The organism is Streptomyces sp. NPDC015125 (assembly GCF_043080045.1).
Classification (GTDB): Bacteria; Actinomycetota; Actinomycetes; order Streptomycetales; family Streptomycetaceae; genus Streptomyces.
Map to the genome: position 1 here is coordinate 206,919 of NZ_JBIBVF010000005.1, position 20,915 is coordinate 227,833.

General features: G+C 69.0%; 17 protein-coding genes and 3 pseudogenes. 7 read left to right on the forward strand and 13 right to left on the reverse strand.

Translation table 11 applies throughout. The features are described 5' to 3' along the window. Window positions 1–511: 511 nt before the first annotated feature. The 5 genes and pseudogenes from ACF088_RS15135 to ACF088_RS15155 all read right to left on the reverse strand — a co-directional run bounded on the left by ACF088_RS15135 (window position 512) and on the right by ACF088_RS15155 (window position 7,220). The gene (locus ACF088_RS15135) at window positions 512–1,609 is read right to left on the reverse strand and encodes a type II CAAX prenyl endopeptidase Rce1 family protein (protein ID WP_392376222.1); all 1,098 of its coding nucleotides are present in this window, start codon (window positions 1,607–1,609) and stop codon (window positions 512–514) included. 524 nt (window positions 1,610–2,133) lie between these two features. Next, the gene (locus tag ACF088_RS15140) at window positions 2,134–3,519 is read right to left on the reverse strand and encodes a purine-cytosine permease family protein (protein WP_392376223.1); all 1,386 of its coding nucleotides are present in this window, start codon (window positions 3,517–3,519) and stop codon (window positions 2,134–2,136) included. Between the two features lie 191 nt (window positions 3,520–3,710). Further along, window positions 3,711–4,610, reverse strand: a pseudogene (locus ACF088_RS15145) (coagulation factor 5/8 type domain-containing protein); the annotation flags it as partial. 233 nt (window positions 4,611–4,843) lie between these two features. Next, the gene (locus tag ACF088_RS15150) at window positions 4,844–6,679 is read right to left on the reverse strand and encodes a glycoside hydrolase family 15 protein (RefSeq protein ID WP_392376224.1); all 1,836 of its coding nucleotides are present in this window, start codon (window positions 6,677–6,679) and stop codon (window positions 4,844–4,846) included. A 334-nt stretch (window positions 6,680–7,013) separates the two neighbouring features. Beyond that, window positions 7,014–7,220, reverse strand: a complete 207-nt coding sequence (locus ACF088_RS15155) for an ArsR family transcriptional regulator (RefSeq protein WP_392376225.1) — start codon at window positions 7,218–7,220, stop codon at window positions 7,014–7,016. A gap of 476 nt (window positions 7,221–7,696) precedes the next feature. Here ACF088_RS15155 and ACF088_RS15160 point away from each other — a divergent pair, with 476 nt between their 5' ends. The 3 genes from ACF088_RS15160 to ACF088_RS15170 all read left to right on the forward strand — a co-directional run bounded on the left by ACF088_RS15160 (window position 7,697) and on the right by ACF088_RS15170 (window position 9,714). Then, entirely contained in the window at window positions 7,697–8,665 is a 969-nt protein-coding gene (locus ACF088_RS15160; RefSeq protein WP_392376226.1) for a trypsin-like serine peptidase, read from the forward strand. A 132-nt stretch (window positions 8,666–8,797) separates the two neighbouring features. Next, window positions 8,798–9,295, forward strand: coding sequence for a potassium channel family protein (locus ACF088_RS15165; RefSeq protein ID WP_392376227.1), 498 nt, complete (start codon window positions 8,798–8,800; stop codon window positions 9,293–9,295). Window positions 9,296–9,372: 77 nt separating this feature from the next. Beyond that, complete coding sequence (locus ACF088_RS15170) at window positions 9,373–9,714, forward strand: MmcQ/YjbR family DNA-binding protein (RefSeq protein WP_392376354.1); 342 nt, start codon at window positions 9,373–9,375, stop codon at window positions 9,712–9,714. Window positions 9,715–9,797: 83 nt separating this feature from the next. On the opposite strand, the gene ACF088_RS15175 is transcribed toward ACF088_RS15170, so the two are convergent. Both ACF088_RS15175 and ACF088_RS15180 read right to left on the reverse strand, forming a co-directional pair. Beyond that, window positions 9,798–9,956 carry a hypothetical protein gene (locus ACF088_RS15175; RefSeq protein WP_392376228.1) on the reverse strand — a complete coding sequence of 53 codons (159 nt, stop codon included), beginning with the start codon at window positions 9,954–9,956 and terminating at the stop codon, window positions 9,798–9,800. A 355-nt stretch (window positions 9,957–10,311) separates the two neighbouring features. Further along, window positions 10,312–10,962: a LysE family translocator gene (locus ACF088_RS15180; protein ID WP_392376229.1), complete on the reverse strand. Its 651-nt coding sequence runs from the start codon at window positions 10,960–10,962 to the stop codon at window positions 10,312–10,314. Between the two features lie 298 nt (window positions 10,963–11,260). Between ACF088_RS15180 and ACF088_RS15185 the strand changes: the two are divergent. Further along, window positions 11,261–11,371 (forward strand): annotated as a pseudogene (locus ACF088_RS15185) (IS5/IS1182 family transposase); the annotation flags it as partial. A gap of 113 nt (window positions 11,372–11,484) precedes the next feature. On the opposite strand, the gene hemC reads toward ACF088_RS15185, so the two are convergent. After that, a complete protein-coding gene (hemC, locus tag ACF088_RS15190) occupies window positions 11,485–12,420 on the reverse strand; it encodes a hydroxymethylbilane synthase (protein ID WP_392376230.1) in 936 nt (311 codons plus the stop codon). 89 nt (window positions 12,421–12,509) lie between these two features. Between hemC and ACF088_RS15195 the strand changes: the two genes are divergently transcribed. Next, on the forward strand, window positions 12,510–13,166 hold the full coding sequence (locus ACF088_RS15195; RefSeq protein ID WP_392376231.1) for a maleylpyruvate isomerase N-terminal domain-containing protein: 657 nt from the start codon (window positions 12,510–12,512) through the stop codon (window positions 13,164–13,166). Between the two features lie 154 nt (window positions 13,167–13,320). On the opposite strand, the pseudogene ACF088_RS15200 reads toward ACF088_RS15195, so the two are convergent. The 4 genes and pseudogenes from ACF088_RS15200 to ACF088_RS15215 form a co-directional block, all read right to left on the reverse strand. Further along, window positions 13,321–13,893 (reverse strand): annotated as a pseudogene (locus ACF088_RS15200) (MFS transporter); the annotation flags it as partial. A gap of 683 nt (window positions 13,894–14,576) precedes the next feature. Continuing rightward, on the reverse strand, window positions 14,577–15,275 hold the full coding sequence (locus ACF088_RS15205) for a class F sortase (RefSeq protein ID WP_392376232.1): 699 nt from the start codon (window positions 15,273–15,275) through the stop codon (window positions 14,577–14,579). Between the two features lie 127 nt (window positions 15,276–15,402). Further along, window positions 15,403–16,320, reverse strand: coding sequence for a hypothetical protein (locus tag ACF088_RS15210; RefSeq protein WP_392376233.1), 918 nt, complete (start codon window positions 16,318–16,320; stop codon window positions 15,403–15,405). Between the two features lie 769 nt (window positions 16,321–17,089). After that, the gene (locus tag ACF088_RS15215) at window positions 17,090–17,818 is read right to left on the reverse strand and encodes a Mut7-C RNAse domain-containing protein (RefSeq protein ID WP_392376234.1); all 729 of its coding nucleotides are present in this window, start codon (window positions 17,816–17,818) and stop codon (window positions 17,090–17,092) included. A gap of 157 nt (window positions 17,819–17,975) precedes the next feature. On the opposite strand from ACF088_RS15215, the gene ACF088_RS15220 reads away from it, so the two are divergent. Next, window positions 17,976–18,623: an AAA family ATPase gene (locus ACF088_RS15220; RefSeq protein ID WP_392376235.1), complete on the forward strand. Its 648-nt coding sequence runs from the start codon at window positions 17,976–17,978 to the stop codon at window positions 18,621–18,623. A gap of 258 nt (window positions 18,624–18,881) precedes the next feature. Here the strand turns inward: ACF088_RS15220 and ACF088_RS15225 are convergent, their stop codons facing one another. Next, a complete protein-coding gene (locus ACF088_RS15225) occupies window positions 18,882–19,643 on the reverse strand; it encodes a chitinase (RefSeq protein WP_392376236.1) in 762 nt (253 codons plus the stop codon). 567 nt (window positions 19,644–20,210) lie between these two features. Between ACF088_RS15225 and ACF088_RS15230 the strand changes: the two genes are divergently transcribed. Then, on the forward strand, window positions 20,211–20,909 hold the full coding sequence (locus tag ACF088_RS15230; RefSeq protein ID WP_392376237.1) for an aspartate/glutamate racemase family protein: 699 nt from the start codon (window positions 20,211–20,213) through the stop codon (window positions 20,907–20,909). Window positions 20,910–20,915 lie beyond the last annotated feature (6 nt).

Consider the following 20,915-nt stretch of genomic DNA (forward strand, 5'->3'; position numbering starts at 1 on the left):
GCCGGAAAGAGTTCCCTCTCCCCCGGCTGCCAACCACAATTTTCCGAGGTCGGACGAAATGGTTTGTTCGCCCCGACGGTGAAAAGCCAGCCCCGCACCCGTCCCGAGCGGACAAGGAAAAGCGGAGCGGTGTGGAACACCTCACGCCACCTCGGCAACTGGACGGCGAGGACGGTCACCACTATGACCATGAGGCCTGCCGTGCACCTCCAGCGCCGAAATGATCAGCGCAAGAAGCAGCACCGGCAGAAGCGGAACCACCGTCATCATCCTCCGGACAGTCGCGTGCCCGCATCCGCCGCAAACAATCGGACATTACCCCTGTTTGCTTGATGGGCCGATGGGTAAAAGCCGATCTCTTCTGCCCTTGCATGCAGGGGAAGAAGAGTCTTCCGCATTGCTCGCCGAGCCCGCCGCGGGCTGCCGCGCCGGGCTCGGCATCGACCGGCAGATCGCCGCTACCTCCATGCGAACAAATGCGGACATAAACTCCTATAGCCTCTATAACCCCTCATGCTTCACCGCGTCGAATGACGCGCGCCCCTCGGCCATGTGACGGCCACTCCCGGCCGACGTGTGACGGCCACACCCGCTCGGCGCCGGAGGGCGGCCGCCCCCGTCCGGCCGGGACGAGCAGTGGCCCGGCCCCGGTCCAGTTGCCCACGCTGTGTGTGGTCGCCGCGGACGGCTGCCCTCGCCGATGCGTCCGCGTCTTCATCCGGGACGACACCAGCCTTGCCCCGATGAAGACCATCGCCGTGGCCGCCAGATACCCCAGTTCGAGCACCGCGGCATGGGTCGGGGCGACCGTCGCCGACCAGCCCGCGCCACGCTGCACCCCCTCGAACACCACTCGGTTGACGCTCAGGAAGGCCACATGGGTACCGATCGCCGCCCACAGCGGCGCGGACCCCGGCGCCGTACGGGCGGCCACCAGCGTGAGCCCGAAGACCGAGAGCAACACCAGGTAGGCGACCGGATCCTGCCCCTCGGGGGTGAGACCCATCGGCGCGGACGCCACGCCCACCAGTGGGGACACCCCGGCCTGCACCACAGTGGATGCCGCCGGCACCAGCAGGAAAACCGCCGTCACCCCCAGGGCGGAGACCACTCCGCCGAGCCGGTCGCGCAACGAGGCCCAGGCATAGCCGCGCAGCGTCGCCTCCTCGGGCAGCGCCTCCAGCAGCACGGCCACCACGGCATTGCTCACCAGGAACGAGGCAAGGGCTGCCGGGTCCAGGCCGGCCCAGCGGACCCACCCGAGCGCCGTCCCGGCCCCGAGCACGGCGGCAGCACAGGAGAGGGTGACGGCCAGGCCGCGGAAAAAGCCGAGTGGCGCGGAGGAAAGGGGCCCGAGCCCCAGCGGACCGCACCGTGCCGACCGGACGGCCCGCAACCCCATAACGGTGGGGACGGCCAAGGCGCTCACCAGCGCGGCAGGCAACAGCTGCCGCACCAAGCCGTCGGCACCGAGCACCCTGGCGAGCGCCTCCCCCAGCGCATTCCCCGCTCCCAGTGCACACGCCATCACCGCGCCGCCCAGGAGCGCTCGCCCCCAGGCCCGCCTCGCAGAGCCCCGAGCCGGCGTCGTGCCGTACGTCGTAGCCATCGGCTCTCCCTTCACGTTCGGCGGGAGGGCGTCCGAGTGCATCCAGGTGCGTCCGAGGACATCCGGGTGCATCCGGGTGCGCCCTGATACGCCCTGGTACGTGCGCCGGAATGGTCCCTGCGCATCGAACCGGGCAGGTGGTGGGGTTCCTCACCCCGACACCGGGCACCGGGCGGGCACCGGACCGCCGCACCCCGCAAGCTCTTCGAGAGCTACGTGTGCCCGCGGCATCGACCATGAAGCCGTCCGACGGCGCGCTGGACACGAACGGCTCCTCAAACCCTCCTGCGGCATGACCTGCCGCGGCCGGGGACTACATCCCTCGGCCCAGCAGCCGTACGCGAAGGGCAGAGCGGACCGATGACGGCAGCGGAGGAGAACGGCGCCATGCCCTCCACACCCTTCGTGCACTCCGCGCCCTCCGTGCGCTCGGTGCCCTCCGTACGGTGCTGCCCGGCGGCACCCGGACGGGCATGGGCCCGGCTCATTCGCCCGCCCGCGCCCGGCGCAGCTACGGCCGGCTACTACCCCTTGCGAGCCGTACGCGCACTCGCAAAAAGCCTCAAAGGGGCATAGATGGCAACGGAAACGATGAATGCGATGTAGTACGCGAGATCGGCGCCATGCAGTGCGGCCGCGACCGGGCCGACGAACAGGGTCGTGTCCATGAAGGGCACGGCTGCGGCGAACGCGACGACAAAAGCGAGGCACGCGGGCCACCACGGCTGCGGACGGGCGAACTCGGCAGCGACGTCGATCGGCGCGCCACGACGGGCCTTGGCGCGCAGCCTCGCGTCGACGAGCACGATGCCCACGAAACCGGGGATCCAGTAACCCACGAACAACAGCAGGTTCTGGAAGCGCACCGCGGTGTCCGCGGCGTGCATCCACAGCACCAGTAGAAAGCCGAGTACCGCCGCTGCCGCCGCGGCGAGCGGCCGGGGTATCCGGATGCCGGCCGTCTGGAGCGCCAGGGAGCCGCTGTAGTCGTTCATGGCGTTGCTGCACACCGCCGCGGCCGCAATGGCCAGCAGGCCGAAGGCGCCGAGGACCCCGCCGCCCAGCAGTCCGTGCACCCCGGCGGCGGTCTGATCGGTGAACAGCTCGGCTCCCCACAGCCCCAGCGCCTGGACCCAGGCGAACGAGAGCACCATGCCGAGCACGGAGTACCAGAACATCCTGGGCCGGGACGTCGCACGGGGCAGGTAGCGGCTGAAGTCCGACGCGTAGGGGGCCCACGAGATGGCCAGACTGAGCGCGATGGTGCTGGTCAGGACGAAGGCACCCAGACGATCCGCGCCGTGTGCGGAGCTCGATACGGGAAGCGGCACCCCGGACAGCAGCTTGACGCTCAGGATCAGGAATGCGGCGCCCAGCACGAAGGTCATCACCGTTTGGAGCTGATGGAGCACCTCGTAGCCGAAGACGCCGACGGCTCCCTGGAGCAGCAGGACCACCAGCGCGCCCAGCCAGAACGGCCAGCCGAGCAGCTGGGCCAGCGCCTCACCGCCGAAGAGGCCGATCAGCGCATCCCAGGCGACGGAGGAGAGCCACTGCATGATGCCGGGCAGTGCCACACCACGCCCGAAGGCCAGCCGTGACAGCGGTAGCTGACCGGTCCCGGTCTGGCTGCCCCAGGTGCCGAGGTATGCGGCGGGCACCGCGCCGACGATCGTGCCGAGCACCATGGCCGTCAGGGCCGTCCAGAAGTCCAGCCCCAGGGAGATGCCCACGGTGCCGGAGAACACTCCGGTCATCGTGAGGTTGGGGGCGAACCATACGGTGAAAAGGCGGGCAGATTTCCCGTAGCGGTTGCTTTCGGGCACCGGCTCGATACCGTGCCGCTCGACCGCCAGGTCACCGGTCCGGGCAGGCATCCGCCCTCGGAAGGCGGATTCTTCGATGGTCATGACTCTCCAGGCTCAACAGATGCGCCGCCCTACGGTAGGCCGGACCGCCGGCCCGCCCGTCACGGCCCCCTGGCACGGCGCCTCCGGCCATGGCCGAACGGAGGTATGGGCCGCCCCAGAGGGCTGTCGGTGATCAGGATGACCTGAGGGACCTGAGGGGCCTGAGGGACCTCAGGTTCAGGGATCAGGGATCAGGGATAGGACACCACCGTCGACGGCACCGTCGAGGTACCCGAGGTGGGGGCGCCGACGCCGTTGATCACGTGCTCGTACTGCCCCTTGCCGCCGAGGGAGACCACGAGCAGACCGTGGAGCTTCACGCCCGGCTTCTCCGGGGCCTCGAAGCCGTGGTCCTGGCGGACGGTGGGATCCACGTTGTAGTAGCAGTAGCTGCCCAGGCCCCACCCTTCGTGCGTGGTCACCTCGTCAGCGATCTTGTACGCGGCGTACCCCTTGGTGCTGCCGTTCTGTACCGCGGCCTGGTTGGGTGCGTCGTACGCCTTCTCGTTCTGGAAGAAGACCGTGCGTCCCCGCTCGCCGCGCCACTCCACGTCGTACTTGTTGAAGTGCTCGACGAAGAGCCCGGTCGCCAGGACGTCGTCGCCATTGACCCGGACCCCGTAATCGGCCCGGTTGGTCTCCCAGCCCACACCGTCCCCGTGGTCGGCGCGCCAGACCCAGGTGTGATCGACGATGGTGTGGTTGCTGTTGATCACCATGCTGGTGGTCGCCTTCCCGGCGCCCGCCCCGCCGATCCGGAGGAAGACGTCCTGAACCGTGGTCGGATTGGCGGCGTGGCTTGCGGAAGCGCCCTCGGGGCCGACCTCCAGCAGCGTGGTGGAGTTGACCGGGCCGGCATCGATCAGGAATCCGGCGAGCCGCACACCGTCGACGTCGGCGACCTTCAACGCCGTCACACCGTTGTCCGGAACGAGGGTCGCATACCCCAGCCCCAGGACCACGGTGTTCGCGCGCCGGACTTCGACCGGCCGGTCGACGTGATAAATCCCGGGCGTGAGAAGCACGTTCAGGCCCTGTGCCAGCGCGGCGTTGAGGGTCGCCGCGTCGACACCGGGCTTGGCCACATAGAACCCGTACCTCGCGCCGCACCTGTGGTGGGGCGAGGAGCAGCGCGAACCCGGCCACCCCGGCCGCCCCGGCCGCCCCGGCCGCCCGGACCTGAGCCGGCGCCCCAGGTCCTGAGCCGATGTCCTGGTCCTGCGCCGACGTCTCAGGTCCTGAGGGGACGTCCAAGTCCTGAGGCGCCCGTGTCGCTCCCGTGCGCACCGCCCGCCGCCCGCCCCCTGCGGGGCTGTGCGGTGCGTCAGCCCAGGGCCCGGTCGAGGTTGAATGCGGCGCTGATGAGGCCGAGATGGGTGAAGGCCTGGGGGAAGTTGCCGATCTGTTCGCCGGTGTGGCCGATTTCTTCGGCGTACAGGCCGAGGTGGTTGCCGTAGGTGAGCATCTTCTCGAAGGCGAGCCGGGCCTCGTCCACCCGGCCGGCGCGGGACAGCGCCTCGACATACCAGAACGAGCAGACCGAGAAGGTGCCCTCCTCGCCCCGTAGCCCGTCCGGGCTGCGGCGGGGGTCATAGCGGTAGACCAGGGAGTCGGACACCAGCTCCTCGCCCAACGCATCGAGAGTGGAGAGCCATTTCGGGTCGGTGGGAGAGATGAACTTGGCCAGCGGCATCATCAGGACGGACGCATCGAGGACATCGTCGCCCTCGTGCTGGACGAATGCCTTTCGCCCGCTGGACCAGCCACACTCCATGATCCGCTGGTAGATCGCATCGCGGGCATGGGCCCAACGGGGCATATCCGCCGGCAGGCCCCGGTGCATGGCGATCCGCATCGCGCGCTCGATCGCCACCCAGCACATCAGCTGCGAGTACAGAAAGCGCTGGGCTTTGCCGCGCGTCTCCCAAATGCCTTCGTCCGGCTGGTCCCAGTTGTCGCACACCCAGTTGACCAGGGTGCCGACGGTGGCCCAGTGGTCGCTGGACAGCGGCTGACCCCATTTGTCGTAGAGGTAGAGGGAGTCGATGAGGGCACCGTAGATGTCCAGTTGGAGCTGGTTGACGGCCCCGTTGCCGATACGGACGGGCGAGGAGCCCAAATGGCCCTCCAGGTGGAGGAGTTCTTCCTCGGGGAGTTCGCTGCGGCCGTCGATGCCGTACATGATCTGCAGCGGACCGTCGGAACCGTTGTTGAGGCCGATGTTCTCGGACAGGAAGTGCACAAAGGCTTTGGCCTCGTCGGTGAAGCCCAGTCTGAGTAGTGCGTAGATGCAGAATGCGGCGTCCCTCACCCAGGCATAGCGGTAGTCCCAGTTGCGCTCGCCGCCGATCTGTTCGGGCAGGCTGGTCGTGGGAGCGGCCACGATGGCGCCGGTCGGGGCGTACGTGAGGAGCTTGAGAGTGAGTGCGGAGCGGTGCACCATCTCCCGCCAGCGCCCTCGGTAGCGGGAGCGCGACAGCCAGGTGCGCCAATACCGGACCGTCGCACCGAACAGTTCTTCCGCCTCCATCAGCGGACAGGCCCTCGGCTCCACCCCGCCGCCGATCCGGTCGAGCGCGAAAACCGCGGACTCCCCCTCGCCCAGCATGAACGAGGAAGTGGCGTCCGGGCCGTCGATCTCCACCGGAACGCTGGAGGTCAGCGCCAAAGAGAGATCCGGGGAGTCGAATACGGTCTGGCCATGCCGCGTACTCACGGTGTGCGTGCTGCGCCCGTAGTCGAAGCGTGGGGCCACCCGGGCGGTGAACGGCAGCGCCCCCCGCACACAGAGCACCCGCCGGATCAGCCGGTGGCGGTCCGCCTCGTGTGAGTCGTCGACGATCGGCATGAAGTCCTGGACCTCGCCGACACCGTGGTCCGCGAAGAACCGCGTGATCAGGATGTTGGTGTCGGGGAAGTAGAACTGCTTCGTCCGGGCGGGTACGTCCGGGGCCAGCTCGAAGGCGCCGCCGCGGTCGGCGTCGAGGATCGCCGCGAAGACACTGGGTGCATCGAATCGTGTGCAGCAGTACCAGTCGATTGTGCCGTTGGTGCCGACGAGTGCGGCCGTACGCATGTCCCCGATCAGGCCGTGCTCGGCGATGGGGGTGTAGCGGAGTGCGTCCGCCTTGCTGGGGCGGAGGCTCACAGCGGCGGTCATGCGACCTCCCCGGGCGGGGCTGCAGGAGCAGTTGATTCAGGTTACCTCCGCGCCATTGCGGGCGGCGAGCGAGCGGTGCGCGCCCGAGGCAGGCCCCGGTCGCGTCACTGTGCGTGATCGATGTTCACGGCGGGAGTCGGCGAGGTCGCTGCGGCAGCCACCGGACCGGTTCTGGATACGTTGACTGCCCGGAACGGCCCAGAACTGCCCAGAGCTGCCCGGGGTGCCTCCGGTCAGTCGTACCCACCGCGTGTTCCATGCCGGCGCCGCACCAGCAGGCTCCCGAGGGCGGTACGCCGGTGCAGGACCGCGCGCCCCGCCCGGACCGTGGCGATCAGGCCCGGACCGTGGCGATCAGGCCCGACCCGCGCAGTGCGGTGGTGTGGGCGGACACGGTGGCATCGCTGACGGTCAGCCGCCGGGCGAGGTCGCTGGTGGTGTGCTCCTCCGCGAGCAGGAGCAGGAGCTCGACACGCGTGCGGCCGAGCACCGCGGCGAGCGCGTCGTCCGTGCCATCCGCCGCGGCCGGCGCAAGCGGCACCCCCGGACCGGCCGGGTACGTCAGGGTCAGGGGCCGATCGGGCAGGGGGAGAGGAGGGGGCGGCCGGTCCAGTGGAACGTGGGCAGAAGCAGCACGGCGCGCCCCCGTAGCCGGATGTCCTGCTCGTACGGTGCGTCGAACTCCCAGCAGCTCTCGTGCAGCCGGCCTCCTTCCGGTCCCGAAGGGTCCTCCCACCGTCACCTCGCGGCTGGGCGCGGTGTCGCGGCTCCCGGGCCGGCCTCGGCCTCAACGCGGTGTGGAGGCCCGGGTCTTGGTACCCCCGTAACTGCGGGGCCGCCCGCTACCGGCCCCCTCCCCCCGGTGTCCCTCTCTCCCCCCACCACCAGGATTTTCCGGCCCGGCCTCTCGCTCTGCACCCTTCCGCCGTAGGACGATGGCACGCTCATCCCGCTCATCCCGCTCGTCTCGCACCTGCCCCCGTCCCGTACGCCCGTGCCCTGGGAAGGACCCGGATCATGAGCAGACCGACTGCTGCACACAGCCGCCTCACCCTCCTGCTCACCACCCTGCTTGTCGGAGTGTCGCTCGCCCTCCCGCCCGGGTCCCTCGCACACGCAGCGGGTGCGCCGGACGGCCCCGCTCACCCAGCCGCGTCGGCGGACACCTACTGGACCGCGCAGCGGATGCGGGCCGCAAAGCCCGCCGTCGTCACCAGGAGCGCAAAGGCACCCCGCCCGGCAGCGGACCCCACTCCGCCGAGCCACCCGTTCGACGGCCTCCCCCAGGTGGGGACCTTCTTCTGGACGGACGGCAGCAACACCGGCCGGTTCTGCGGCGGCACCGTCGTGCGCAGCCCGCATCGCGACCTCGTGGTCAGTGCCGCACACTGCCTGCGCTCCCCCAACCCGAAACGACACTTCTCGTTCGTGCCGCAATACCACGACGGGCTCACACCACACGGGATCTACCCCGTCGACCGCTTCTACCTCGACCAGCGGTACTACGACCTCGGCACCAACGCGGGGGCCCGCTGGGACTACGCGGTGGTGCGGCTGGGGGCGAGGAACGACGGGTGGGAGGTGGAGGACGTGACGGGCGGCTTCGACCTGCTCCCGTACCCGGGGTACGACCACCGGAAGGTGCGGCTCATCGGCTACCCCGGCAACAGCGACACCAGCCACCCCAAGCCCCTGGACTGCACCTCCTCCACGCATCGCTACACCAGCACCGACCCGGCCGCCCCCGGAGACTTCCTGGAGATTTCCTGCGCGGGCTATATCGGCGGCACCTCCGGCGGGCCGTTCCTGGTACGGGACTTCACGGGCTACGCCCTGATCGGCGTCATCGGCGGCTACCACACCGGCGGCGATTTCCCGGACGTCTCCTACAGCTCATACTTCACGACCGACACACTGGCGCTCTATGCGCACGCGGTCCGCGGCGATACTCCTGCCGCACCGCGCCAGGATCCGCCGTCGAAGTGAACGTGGACATCTCCGGGCATTTCCTTGAGCCCTGTTAATGTCGGCCTTGCTGTCGGCCTTGCTGTCGGCGTTAATGTCAGCGATGGCTCATGGCTGGTTTCCCACCAGACCCGCAGTGGAAGGTGACGCCCGTTGGTGCCGTCGTTTCTCTTGTCCGTGCTGAACCGCCTCTTCGGCAATGAATCGTGGCGCCGGCTTCATGCACAAGCGGCGCTCTGGGTCACGCTGGTCATGACCGCGGTACTTCTCGGGGGTGCCGCTCTGGTCGTGGTCGCCGAATCCGGTGCGCCGCACGCCAATATCACGTCCTACCCGAGGGCTTTGTGGTGGTCGATCGAGACGGCGACCACAGTCGGTTACGGGGATTTCTTTCCGGTCACGCTGTGGGGCCGCGTCATCGCTTCCCTCTTGATGCTCAGCGCCATTACGGCGTTCGGGGTCATCACGGCAGCCCTCGCCACCTGGTTCGTCGGACGCGCGGAGCAGGACGTGCTGCGGGTGGGCAAGGCGGTGGGGAATTACGCACGCGAGGACGCGGAGGCGCTCCGCTCGGAACTGCATACGCTGCACGCACGCTTCGACCACGTGGAGAACCTGATCCGGGACAAAGGTTCCCACTCCCCCTCTTGACCGAGGAGCGTTGCGGTCCTTGCCTTGGCTCCTTGCGTGTCTCAGCGGGCGGTTGCTTGTCTAAGCTGGTGGCCGTGATGGATTCCGCTGATGTCCGCCGTATCGCCCTTTCCCTGCCCGAGACGGTGGAGAAGGTTGCCTGGGAAATGCCGACATTCCGGGTCGCCGGAAAGATGTTCCTCACGATTCCCGACGATGAGACATCGTTCGCCGTGCGATGCCCGAGGCATGAGCGGGAAGAGTTGATGGCCGCGGAACCGGCGAAGTTCTGGGTGCCGCCGCACGAAGCCGGCTCCGCCTGGGTGAGGGTACGGCTGGCGGAATTGGAGGACATCGACGAACTGCGGGACATCCTCGTGGACTCCTGGAAGCAAGCAGCTCCCACGCGGCTCGTGGATGCCTTTCCCCGGACGGACTGATCCGACGGGGCATGGCCAAGCCAACGCCGCACGGCTCATCGCATCGCATTTCATCGGACGAGGGCCGTCGGCAAGGCCGCCCCTCAATGGCGGCGGCGCAAGTCGCTCCAGTCCAGCGCCTGGGACGCCGTCTGCTGGGAACGCTCGGCGGCCTCACGGGCTTCGGCGAGGATGTCTCCGTGCTCCTCGACGAGCTCTTCGTAGATGGGGGTAGGGCTGGAGTTGTGTGTGGAGGTGGTCATGTCGGTGTCCCGTTCCCTTGAGATTCTGTGACTGCGGCTTGATGGCTTCTCGCCGCCTGGGAAGTAGGGAGCACCACAGTTGCATAGTCGGTGCACAAAGGGAGGTTGTCCCCACTCGTCCGCCGCTCCCCCGCGCGGGCGCTGGACATCGTGTCATGAGCGCGGCGAGCACGCAAAGATCATCCCAGTGCCCGAGACCCCTGCACGCTTCACTCACCCCACAACAGCAGGTGAGGGGACGATTCGCGTCAAGGACCGAAGCCCCCCCGGCCCGCGGGGACGTCCCGGACGATCGGTCAGCTGACCTGCGGTGGGTTCCCTCAGCGCCCAGCTGTCTGCTGGCAGCAGTCGGCAGTCAGCGCAGGGCGACCGCCGCGCCCGTTCGTTCGGTGGCGATCCTGACGGCGAAGCCCGCCAGCGCGGTGCCCATCACATAGCGGTGCAGGCGCTGCCAGAGCGGGTGCCGGGCGAAGAACCCGGCGACGGAGCCGGCCGTCACGATGAAGAACGCGTTGCCCGCGACCCCCACCGCGATCTGGGTCAGCCCCAACAGCAGTCCCTGCAGGCCGACATGGCCGTGCGCCGGGTCGACGAACTGCGGCAGCAGCGAGATGTAGAGGATGGCCACCTTGGGATTGAGCAGGCAGGTGAGGAAGCCCATCAGGAAGAGCTTGCGGGCCCCGTCCTGCGTCAACTCCTGGGCCGCGACAGCGGATCGGCCGCCCGGCCGGACGGCCTTCCAGGCCAGCCAGAGCAGGTAGCCGGCTCCGGCCAGCTTGATCGCCAGGTAGATCTCCGGCACCAGCGCGAAGACGGCGGCGATACCGGCGGACACGGCGAAGAGGTAGACCAGGAAGCCGAGGAAGACCCCGGCCAGCGAGATCAGCCCCGCTCGGCGGCCCTGGGCGATCGAGCGGGAGACCAGGTAGATCATGTTCGGCCCCGGCGTCAGCACCATGCCGAGCTCCACCACCGCGATCCCCGCTATTGCTCCCGGCCCGATCACAGCGCTACCTCCGTACACACGTTCGCCTGGACGCAACCTAGCAGCCCACGGCCACGTGCAGCTCGGTGTGTCGAGCCGCGACAGCTGTCACCTCGCCACGCAAACTGTCACCAAGATCGAGACCGGAGAAGTCGCGGCACGAGTTGACCCTCGCACAGCGGAAGACATGGCAATGAGAACACCGGCTGCGAGGAGGAGAGGCCCATGGCCGTTTCTTCCGCCGCTCGTTGAGGAGGTCGTGGGGAAGAGAACGCCGTTGGTGTCCCACTCGGGGCTTGTGTCGGACGACCAGTGAGGCCGGGTCGAGCCGTTGCTGCCGACGCGGCAACAACGGCTTCGCAAGCTCGGCCGTCCACCACTCGATGACCGGGGATGCCTGCAGGGGATCCTGTTCGTGCTGCACACGGGGAGCCGACGGCCGGCGTGGGGGTGGACAGGGCGCCTGCCGTCCGTCCGCCCCTCGGGCAGCGGGTGGCGAGTGCCGGTCATCGGCCGACGCTCATCTGCCCCGGGGCACGGGCTTCAGTGCGCGATGCCGTCGATCAGCTCGCGGGCGCCCTGACGCAGCAGGGCGACGGCCACGGACGTGCCGAGCGTCTCCGGGGTGAGCGGGCCTGCCCATTCGTGCGCATGGAGGACCGTCTTGCCGTCCGGGGTGAACACGCAGGCCCGCAGCGACAGTTCGCCACGCCGGTCGGTCTTGGCGTAGCCGGCGATCGGGCTGTTGCAGTGGCCCTGCAGCACGTGCAGCAGCATGCGTTCGGCGGTGGTCTCCTGGAAGGTCCGGGGGTGGCCCAGGCCGCTGACGGCATCGATGGTGTCGGTATCGTCCTCGCGGCACTGCAGCGCCAGCACGCCCGCGCCGATGGGCGGGCACATCTCGTCCACCGACAGGATCTGGGTGATCACGTCCGTACGGCCGATGCGCTCGAGACCGGAGACGGCCAGCAGCAGTGCGTCCGCCTCGCCGGCCGCGAGCTTCTCCATACGGCGGTTGGCGTTGCCGCGCATCGGCACACACTGCAGGTGCGGATGGGAGGCGGCGAGCTGGGCGATCCGGCGGACCGACGAGGTACCGATCCGGGTGCCTTCGGGGAGTTCGTCGAGGGTGAGCCCGCCGGGGTGGATCAGTGCGTCCCGGACGTCATCGCGTGCGAGGAAGGCGGCGAAGGTGGTGCCGGCCGGCAGCGGGCGGTCACCCGGGATGTCCTTGACGCAGTGCACCGCGAGGTCCGCCTCACCGGCCAGGAGGGCGGCGTCGACCTCCTTGGTGAACGCCCCCTTCCCCTCGACCTGGGACAGAGCGCCCATCCAGCGGTCGCCGGTCGTCTTGACCGGGACGACCTCGGTGGCGATGCCGGGATGGAGGGCACCGAGTTCGGCGCGGACGCGCTCCACCTGGGCCAGGGCCATCGGCGAGTCGCGGGAGACGATACGGATCAGTTCAGGGACGGACATGCGCCCACGATAGACCGTCAGGTCCGCGCGGCCCGCCACCAACGGGCCCGGCCCGCCCGCACTTCCGCACCGCACGGTACGGTCCCCGCATGACCCGATCGACCGAAGCCGACACCCTGCCGTCCGCTGTCGCCGCGGACGATCTCGACCGCGCCGTGCAGCTCGCGGTGGCCGTGCTGCGCGAGGCGCCCTCGGCCGCGTGGGACGGCAAGGCAGGCTCGCTGGAGTGGGACTGCTGGGAGACCGTGGAACACCTCAGCGACGATCTCTTCGCCTACGCCGTCCAACTGGGCCCCCGGAGGCCGCCGTTGGAGGGCCCGGTGCCGTTTGTGTGGGAGAGCCGGCGGCCGGGCGGTCCCTCGAACGCCGTGCACGCCGACCGTGCAGCGGGTCCGGCCGGGCTGCTGCAGGTGCTGGAGGCGAGCGGCGCTCTGCTGGTGGCCATGGTACGTACGACGCCGCCGCGGGTGCGTGCCCACCATGTGTTCGGGGTCTCGGACCCCGGGGGCTTCGCCGCAATGGGCACCGTGGAGACGCTGGTGCACACCCACGACCTGACGGAGGGGCTCCAGCTCGCCTGGAACCCGCCCGCCGACGTATGCGCACGGGTGCTCACCCGGCTGTTTCCGGATGTCCCGGAGGCCGCCGATCCCTGGCGCACCCTGCTGTGGGCCACCGGGCGCGCCGAACTGCCGGGGCGCCCTCGCCGCACCGCCTGGCGCTGGTACGGCAGCGTTCGGGGATGACTCGGGCACAGGGTACGGCCCGGGCGATTGCGCCGGCCGGGTGAGCGACGGGCGCCGTCACCCCGCTGGGCCTCCGGCCCTTCGTCAGGGTCACCAGTCCGGAGCCGAACGAATATCCGACGAAGGTGCCGTCGAGCCAGCTGCCGAGGAATCCGCGGCGGGTGTCCGGTGCGTATTCGGCGATGTAGGTGGTGGCTCCCGCGTATTCCCCGCCGGTGGGGAACCCCTGGACCAGACGGCAGATCAGCAGCAGAATCGGCGCGGCGAAACCGATGCTGTTATAGGTGGGCAGAAATCCGACGGCGAAGGTGCTGATCGCCATCATGATCATGGTGGCGGCGAGGACGCGTTTTACGGCCGATACGGACGCCGAGCGGACCGAATACCAAGCCACCGAGCGGCCGGACGAGAAATGCCGCAGCAAAGGTGGCGAAGGTCGACACGACCTGGGCCCCGGGGAGCTCGACGGGAAGAACACCTTGCCCAAGGTGCCGGCCAGATAGGCGTAGACCCCGAAGTCGAACCACTCCATGGTGTTGCCCAGTGCCGCTGCCGACACCGCCTTGCGTACGGCGGGCCTATCGGTGATCGTCACATCCTCGGCGCTCAGCGGCTGTTTACGGCGGCGCAGCAGAATGCGGAGCATGCGGTCGGTGGCGGGAGTACCTCCACGGGCCGGCTTCCGGCCCCTTCCCGGTTTCGACGGCCCTTGGCGTCCAGCGCTCATTTCATCCCGTCACCAGGGCGAAAAAGGGTTGCTCATAGGGTTGCTCATGATGGCGCATCGGCACAGCGTGGGCTCGGCTCACCCATAGGTTTCTCCGACGGTTCATTATTTCCCCGGGCAATCCGTATCGATAGAAGGTCACGGCGCCGCGTGTCGCCCGGGCTGACAGCCGTCGGCTTCATGGCCGCGGACAGAGGCCCGCCCCCTACAGACGCCGCCCCCACAGCAGCGAGCTGTCCCCATGTCTCACGCCTCACGCCTCACGCTTCATGTCTCACGCCTCATCCCTCATGTCTCACGCCCCGTGCCCGCCTCTCCTCGTCTCCGTTCTCCGCCAGGGGTGGCAGAGCGCGCGATCCGGTATGGCCATGGGTACCGGGTCCGGACCGGCAACGCGAAACCGGAAAAGTTGCGCGCTCGGGGCATTACCCCGTTCGCCGAAGACCGGCAGTTCCTAGGGGTCGGGCCGCACTCCCACCGCCCCTCGGGGGCGTGGGTTCCCGCGAGGCCGGCGCCCTCCCGCCCATGACAAAGCCCAGGCCGACCAGAGGGTCGGCCTGGGCTCGTTCCGGGGCGCCTGGGGCACCTCCGGGAGGGGCGGAGAGGCCACCGGGAGAGGCCTCCTGGGAGCGGTCTCTGCGAGCGGTTCCTGGGAGCGGTCTCCTGGGGCGTCCCGGAAGGGCTCAGACGTGTCGGTACGAGGCGAGGTGGGCGAAGACCACAATGTTGTCGACGTAGTCCTTGACCTTCCTGTCGTATGCACCACCGCAGGTGATCACCCGGAGCTGCGCGGTGGAGGCATCGGCGTAGACCCGGTCGTTGGGGAACTTCGCCTTGCTGAAGGTCTCGACGGTGTCGACCCTGAAGGTCGCAATGATGCCGTCCTCGCGGGTGATGTTGATCGAGTTGCCGGGCTTGAGCGATTCCAGTTGCAGGAACACCGCCGGTCCGATCTTGGTGTCCACGTGACCGGCGATGATCGCCGAGCCGCGCTCGCCGGGCGACGCGCCATCTCTGTACCAACCGACGAGATTCTTGTTCATCGGGGGCGGGGCGTTGAGCTGCCCGGTCGGGCCGATGGTCAGCTGGGTGAAGGGCGCATCCACGGCGATCTGCGGGATCGTCACCCGCTTCGGGGCGGACCGGGGCAGGGTCAGATCAGGAAGCGCCGCGGCGGCGGAGGCACTCGGGGTGGCGGAGGATGCCACGGCCGGTTGGGACTGCGGTTTGGGGTCTGCCGAGGTGTCCACGGAGTTGTAGACGAGGAGGGAGCCCAGCAGAAACGCTCCCGCGGACCACAGCAGGCCGCGGCCGACGGGGCGGGACGCGGTGGAGGTCCGGGAGGGGTTCGAATTCGGCTGGGGCGACTGCTGGGCGGTCATGTGCAGGTGCCTTTCATGAACGGGGCGGCGGCGCGACATGAGGGCCACCGGTGATGCAATCGCCGCGGCCACCGTTCACAAGGAACGGTGGCCGCGAGCACAGCGGCCCCCGTATGGGGCAGCCGGATCAGGCCGCCGCAGCGCCCGAGGTGTTGCGACGACGCAGCATGTACGCACCAGCACCGAGACCACCGAGCATCAGCACGGAGCCGGCAGCCATACCGCCACCGGTCGCCAGGCCGCCACCGCCGGTGTGGATGCCGCCGTGCGGCCTGCGGTACTCGCCACCGCCGCCGTAGCCACCACCGTCGTGGTCACGGTCGCCGTAGCCACCCTTGTCGCGGCCGCCGTAGCCGCCCTTGTCGTGGTCACCGCCGCCACGGCCGTGGTCGCGGTCGCCGCCACCGCGGCCGTGGTCACGGTCGCCGCCGCCACGGCCGTGGTCGCGGTCGCCGCCGCGCCCGCCCTTGTCGTGGTCGTCGCCGTAGCCGCTGGTCTGGTCCCAGTCGCCCAGCACGGTCTTGGCCGCCATGGCGCCGCCGCCGGTGTGCACACCACCGCTCGGCATCCGGTCGTCGCGGCAGTTGTCATGGCCCCAGCCGCCCCGGCCGTGGTCGCGGTCACCGTAGCCGCCGCGGCCGTTGTCACGCCCGTTGTCACGCCCGTTGTCACGGCCGTTGTCGCGGCCGTTGTCGCGGCCGTTGTCGCGGCCGTTGTCGCGGCCGTTGTCGCGTCCGTTGTCGCGTCCGTTGCCACCGCGGCCGTGGTCGCGGTCGCCGAAACCACCGCGGCCGTTGTCGCGGCAGTTGTCACGGCCCCAGCCACCGCGGCCGTGGTCGCGGTCACCGTAGCCGCCACGGCCGTGGTCACGGTCGCCGCCGCGGCCGTGGTCGCGGTCGCCGTTCCTGTCGTGGTCGTTGTTGCTGACGGAAGAGGTACTGTCCGAGGCAATGTCCGCCGTGATCATGGCGTTCGCAGCGGGGGCGGAGATTGCGAGCACCGCCGTAACGGCGGCTGAGGCGAACAGGGTGCGAGCAGTGCGCATGGGGACATGTTCCTTTCGGTGCGACTGCGAAGGCTGACTCTTTGCCGGCTCATCGGATCGCAGTGGCGACGTGATCACCGTCAGCCGGATCGCAGCCTCGCACCACCGGAGAATGTCGCATTCGAGGGACGCCATGGGCTCTTCGGGTGGCCGAAGGCAGTGGATTCACCCGTTGGATGGCGCGCGTCGTCGGCGTGTCGCGTAACGAGTGGGCTAGAGGTGCTTTTGCGGCCCTCCACGGCGCCATAATTCAGCCCCGAACGAGCCCGTCGAGCGGGCTTCTCCGCGACACGCCGACGACTGCGATGCCCGCGGTGACGCCCACGGTGAGACCCGTGGTGACGCCCCGGCACGACGGCGTTGGACGAGAGGTTTTCGAGAGCGAGCGCCACTCACTCGATGCGGCCGCGGCTGACGGGCCGTGCGTCCTGCGGTCGCACAGCAGCCCTCAAGGGATGCGTCACTCATGCAGTCGCCTCGTGCAGTCGCCTCATGCGCGTCGCCCGTGCAGTCACTTATGCAGTCGCTTCTCCCGTCACTCCGCACTCCGCGAAGAACAGGAGAGGAACTCAACTCCCCTGCAGGGAAGGATCGTTCCGGCGTCCGACGGAGCAAAAGGAGGCCGATCGGAAACGGCGGTCACAGCTCTCACTCCCAGTACGCGTGAGAAAGTCGTACGGCCGACTGGCCGAGCCGGCAGGCAGGCAGGCAGTCTCCTGCGTCCTATGAAAAGGCGAGGCCACCACTCCGTCCCTCACCTCACCTCACCTCAGGCCGTGCTGTCCCGGAGCGCCTTCTCCACGATTGCCTCCAACCGCGCATGGTGTGCCCCGCGCCAGTAGACGCGCCCGCAGGCAGTGCATTGCGCGAAGACGTCATACGTACGCTGAGTGCCGTGCTCAAGGTGCTCCCGGACCGAGTTCTTGTCAGCGTCCGCCAGCCGGCCGTTGCAGGCGGTGCAGCGTGTCCACGGGGCGAGCGTGGGGGCGAAGCGGCCCAGGACGTCCTGGAGTTGGTCATCGGGCCGGTCACTGTAGACAAATGCCCCCGCCCAGATCTCCCGGCGTCGCAGCAACCCCCGGTCCCGGGAGAGCAGTACCCGTCGCTCCTTCGCCGAGAGCGCGGCCAGTGCCGCATCACCAGGGTCCTCGTTCGTATATGCCGCGTCGACGCCGAGCAGCCGCAACCTGCGCGCCAGGGTGCCGAGGTGCACATCGAGCAGGAACCTCAGGGGCGCGCCGGCGATCCGCTGCGGGCGTTCGACGGCGTGCACCTCGACGTTCTCGCCTGCCCCCGGCACATGGGAGACGGCAACCTCAACCCCGTCCACGACGAGTCGCCCGACCTCGGTGAGCGGGACACCAAGCGATTCGACGACATGGCCGAGCGTCGATGAGCCATCGGTCACCACTGGCGCGGGGGCGGTGGTGGTGTGCACCGATGCAACGAAAAGGTGCAGCTCAGGGGCGAAGCGTAGATGGATCTCGGGTCCGTTCACGTCGGACAGCATGCCATCGGGCGGGACTGGCCAGCCAGCGGATTCCGGCCGGTCACAGCAGGGATAACCATGCCTCGGGTGCGCCGCGCCAACCTGCAGTGCCGAGCCACCGGCCGAGCCGGCTGGGTGATGCGGATCGCGATCTCTTCGGCGTGGCGTGGCGTGGCGTGGCCGGGGACCGGCGAGTGCGCTGCCGGCGGAGCCGGAGCGAGCCGCCCGGCACAGCGTCCGGCCACCGCGGGCGATCGCCCTGTCCGGTCCGCCGGCCGGCACGGCCACCTTCGCCCGGGGTATCGCGGCCCAGCTCGGCTGGCCGTTCGTCGAGCTGCTTACCTCCCGTCCGGCCGACGAGGGCAATCTGGCGGCGGCTGTGCGCAGCGCGTTCGCCCGGATCGCGGAGCTGGAGCGGGCCCTCGTCTTCATCGACGAGGTCGAGGAGACAGCGCCGGTCCGCAGTGAGGCCGCTCAGCCGGGCAGGCTGCACGGCGTCACCCATGAGCTGCTGAAGCTCTTACCCGGTTTCCGGGAGCGGGACGAACGGCTGCTGGTGTGCGACCAACTCCATCCGCTCGCTCGACCCGGCGTTCCTGCGCCCCGGCCGGCATCGAGCACGCCGCCCGGGTGGCCGCCCAGACGTCTTTCGAGCGGGGCCTGGAGGCGATCGGCTTTGGGTACAGGCGCACACGCTCGGCTCGGGGCGAGCACCGAGGGCCATCTCGCCGCCATCACCTGGTGCCGGCCGACCGTCACCCCCGGAATGACCGACGAATTCAGCGCCGACATCACCGCCCACGCCCGCCGCTGACGGCCGTACGAAGCGCTGCCCTTGCGAAGCGACGGCCTTACGAAGCGATGGCCGTACGAAGCGGTGGCCGTACGAAGCGGTGGCCGAGCCAAGCTACGGTCGGGCCAAGCCACCGGCCAGCCCAAGCCACCGGCCGAACCGAGCAAAGACCCTACGGAGCGCTACATTCCCGGGGCGCGCGGCCCACAGTGTCGCGCCCCGACCATGGGTATGCCGACCGCTGGCATCCCGACCGTGGAGATCCCGACCGCAACCTCGTCAGCAGCCCAAGTTGTCACCAGGCGTGGTTCCCAAAATCTGCACAAAGCCCTGGTAGCTGTTGATCCGGCTCTGCACCTGACCAGGGTTGCCGCCGTTGCACTCAAGAGAGCCATTGATGCTGCGGATGGTCTCACCGAACCCGGCGCCGCTGACCATGGCCTGGTGCGGGGTCATGGTGCCCGGCCCGGTCTGCGTGTTCCAGTACCAAAGCGCGGTCTTCCAGGCGATGCCGGCGTCCTGCTCCACCAGAGAGGGGTTGTGCAGCAGGTCGATGCCGAGCGCATCACCCGCCGCCTTGTAGTGGAAATTCCAGCTGAGCTGTATCGGACCGCGGCCGTAATAGGCGGCCTGACCTGCCGGGCACCCGTACGGCTGGCCGGCGTCACAGTAGTGGGGGTAGTTCGCGGTGTTCTGCTCCACGACGTAGACGAGGCCACCGGTCTCGTGACTCACGTTAGCGAGGAATGCCGCGGCCTCCTGTCGCTTCACGGCGTCGCTCCCGGTGTTCGCGAACTCCGGATATGCGCTGAGAGCCGCGGTCAGGCCACTGTAGGTGTAGAACGCATTCCGGTTCGGGAACATCTGGTTGAACTGCGCCTCGCTGACGACGAATCCCTCGTCGCGAACGTCAGAACCGCCCCGGACCGCGGCGCAGTCGGAACACCCCACTGCGGCTGCCGCAGGCACCGCCGGAACGACTACGGCCAGGCTCGCGGCTACGGTGGCGGCGCTCAGCAGCGCGACCATACGTGATCTCATGACGGCGCTCCTTCGCGCGGCCGGGCTCCGGACAGGAGGGGCCACGGCGTGGGGGGATGACCTCGCGAACAACGTGCCCTACGAACTACGCCAGTTGCCGTGCCACCGCACTTGCCCTATTGCCGTGTCGCCGTACTGCCGTACTGCCGTGGCGACGTGTCGCCGTATCGCCGGAATCACCTCGACCCCGCCCCCGAAGTGCGGGCCTCGGGGTGCGGGCGATCCAACGACGAGCTCACGGAGCGCGAGCGAGCGAGACGACAACTACTGCACGTGCAACTACACCTGCAACTTCCCCTGCAACCTCAACTGCACCTAGGACTGCGGCCGTGACCACCAGGGTCGCGGTCTAGACCAACACCAGGTTATGGCGCGCATGTTGAGCATGTCCATACCAATGCGTCGATCCATCGGCGCTCACTATTGACGACTGCGCGGCAACTCCCCCCGGATCGAACCCCCCGCCGCCCCGCGAACGGCCCGAGTCGGGCCAACCCGCCCCGGCATCATGGCGTCAGACCAGGTGCTGGCGACGCAACAACACACGCCCTGTGCGAAAGTGGCCCGATGAAGACAATCGGGTTGCTCGGGGGCATGAGCTGGGAGTCCACGGCGGAGTACTACCGGCTGCTGAACCAGTTGACGCGCGAGCGGCTGGGCGGTCTGCACTCCTCGAAGTGCGTGCTCTACTCCGTGGATTTCGCAGAGATCGAACGGCTGCAGGTCGAAGGACGCTGGGAGCAGGCCGCAGAGGTACTCGCCGAGGCCGCCAGGGCACTGGAGTCGGCCGGCGCGGACATGCTGCTGCTCTGCACCAACACCATGCACAAGGTCGCCGACCAGGTCTCCGCTGCCGTGACCGTCCCGCTGCTGCATCTCGCCGACACCACCGCGGACGCCGTACGTGCGAGTGGTCTGCGCCGCGTCGGGCTGCTGGGCACCGCTTTCACCATGGAGCAGGACTTCTACCGCGGCCGGCTCGAAAGCCATGGGCTGGACGTGCTCGTCCCGGACGCCGCCGGGAGAAGCACCGTCCATCGCGTGATCTACGAGGAGCTGTGCCTCGGCATCGTCCGCGAGGAATCCCGGAAGTCGTTCCAGGCCGTCATCAACCATCTCGTCGACGCCGGGGCCGAGGGCATCGTGCTGGGCTGCACCGAGATCGAGCTGCTCATCGAGCCGGAGCACAGTCCGGTTCCGCTCTTTCCGACCACCCGGCTGCACGCCGAAGCAGCCGTCACGCACGCGCTTGCCGACGGCCCGTAATCCGTA

Excerpts from the sequence above, each read along its gene's own strand:
- ACF088_RS15205 (WP_392376232.1), bottom strand. The coding sequence starts at position 15,275 with ATGACCGCCCAGCAGTCGCCCCAGCCGAATTCGAACCCCTCCCGGACC.
- ACF088_RS15150 (WP_392376224.1), bottom strand. The coding sequence starts at position 6,679 with ATGACCGCCGCTGTGAGCCTCCGCCCCAGCAAGGCGGACGCACTCCGC.
- ACF088_RS15170 (WP_392376354.1), top strand. The coding sequence starts at position 9,373 with ATGGATTCCGCTGATGTCCGCCGTATCGCCCTTTCCCTGCCCGAGACG.
- ACF088_RS15225 (WP_392376236.1), bottom strand. The coding sequence starts at position 19,643 with ATGAGATCACGTATGGTCGCGCTGCTGAGCGCCGCCACCGTAGCCGCG.
- ACF088_RS15135 (WP_392376222.1), bottom strand. The coding sequence starts at position 1,609 with ATGGCTACGACGTACGGCACGACGCCGGCTCGGGGCTCTGCGAGGCGG.
- ACF088_RS15195 (WP_392376231.1), top strand. The coding sequence starts at position 12,510 with ATGACCCGATCGACCGAAGCCGACACCCTGCCGTCCGCTGTCGCCGCG.
- ACF088_RS15160 (WP_392376226.1), top strand. The coding sequence starts at position 7,697 with ATGAGCAGACCGACTGCTGCACACAGCCGCCTCACCCTCCTGCTCACC.
- ACF088_RS15140 (WP_392376223.1), bottom strand. The coding sequence starts at position 3,519 with ATGACCATCGAAGAATCCGCCTTCCGAGGGCGGATGCCTGCCCGGACC.
- ACF088_RS15210 (WP_392376233.1), bottom strand. The coding sequence starts at position 16,320 with ATGCGCACTGCTCGCACCCTGTTCGCCTCAGCCGCCGTTACGGCGGTG.
- ACF088_RS15175 (WP_392376228.1), bottom strand. The coding sequence starts at position 9,956 with ATGACCACCTCCACACACAACTCCAGCCCTACCCCCATCTACGAAGAG.
- ACF088_RS15230 (WP_392376237.1), top strand. The coding sequence starts at position 20,211 with ATGAAGACAATCGGGTTGCTCGGGGGCATGAGCTGGGAGTCCACGGCG.
- hemC (WP_392376230.1), bottom strand. The coding sequence starts at position 12,420 with ATGTCCGTCCCTGAACTGATCCGTATCGTCTCCCGCGACTCGCCGATG.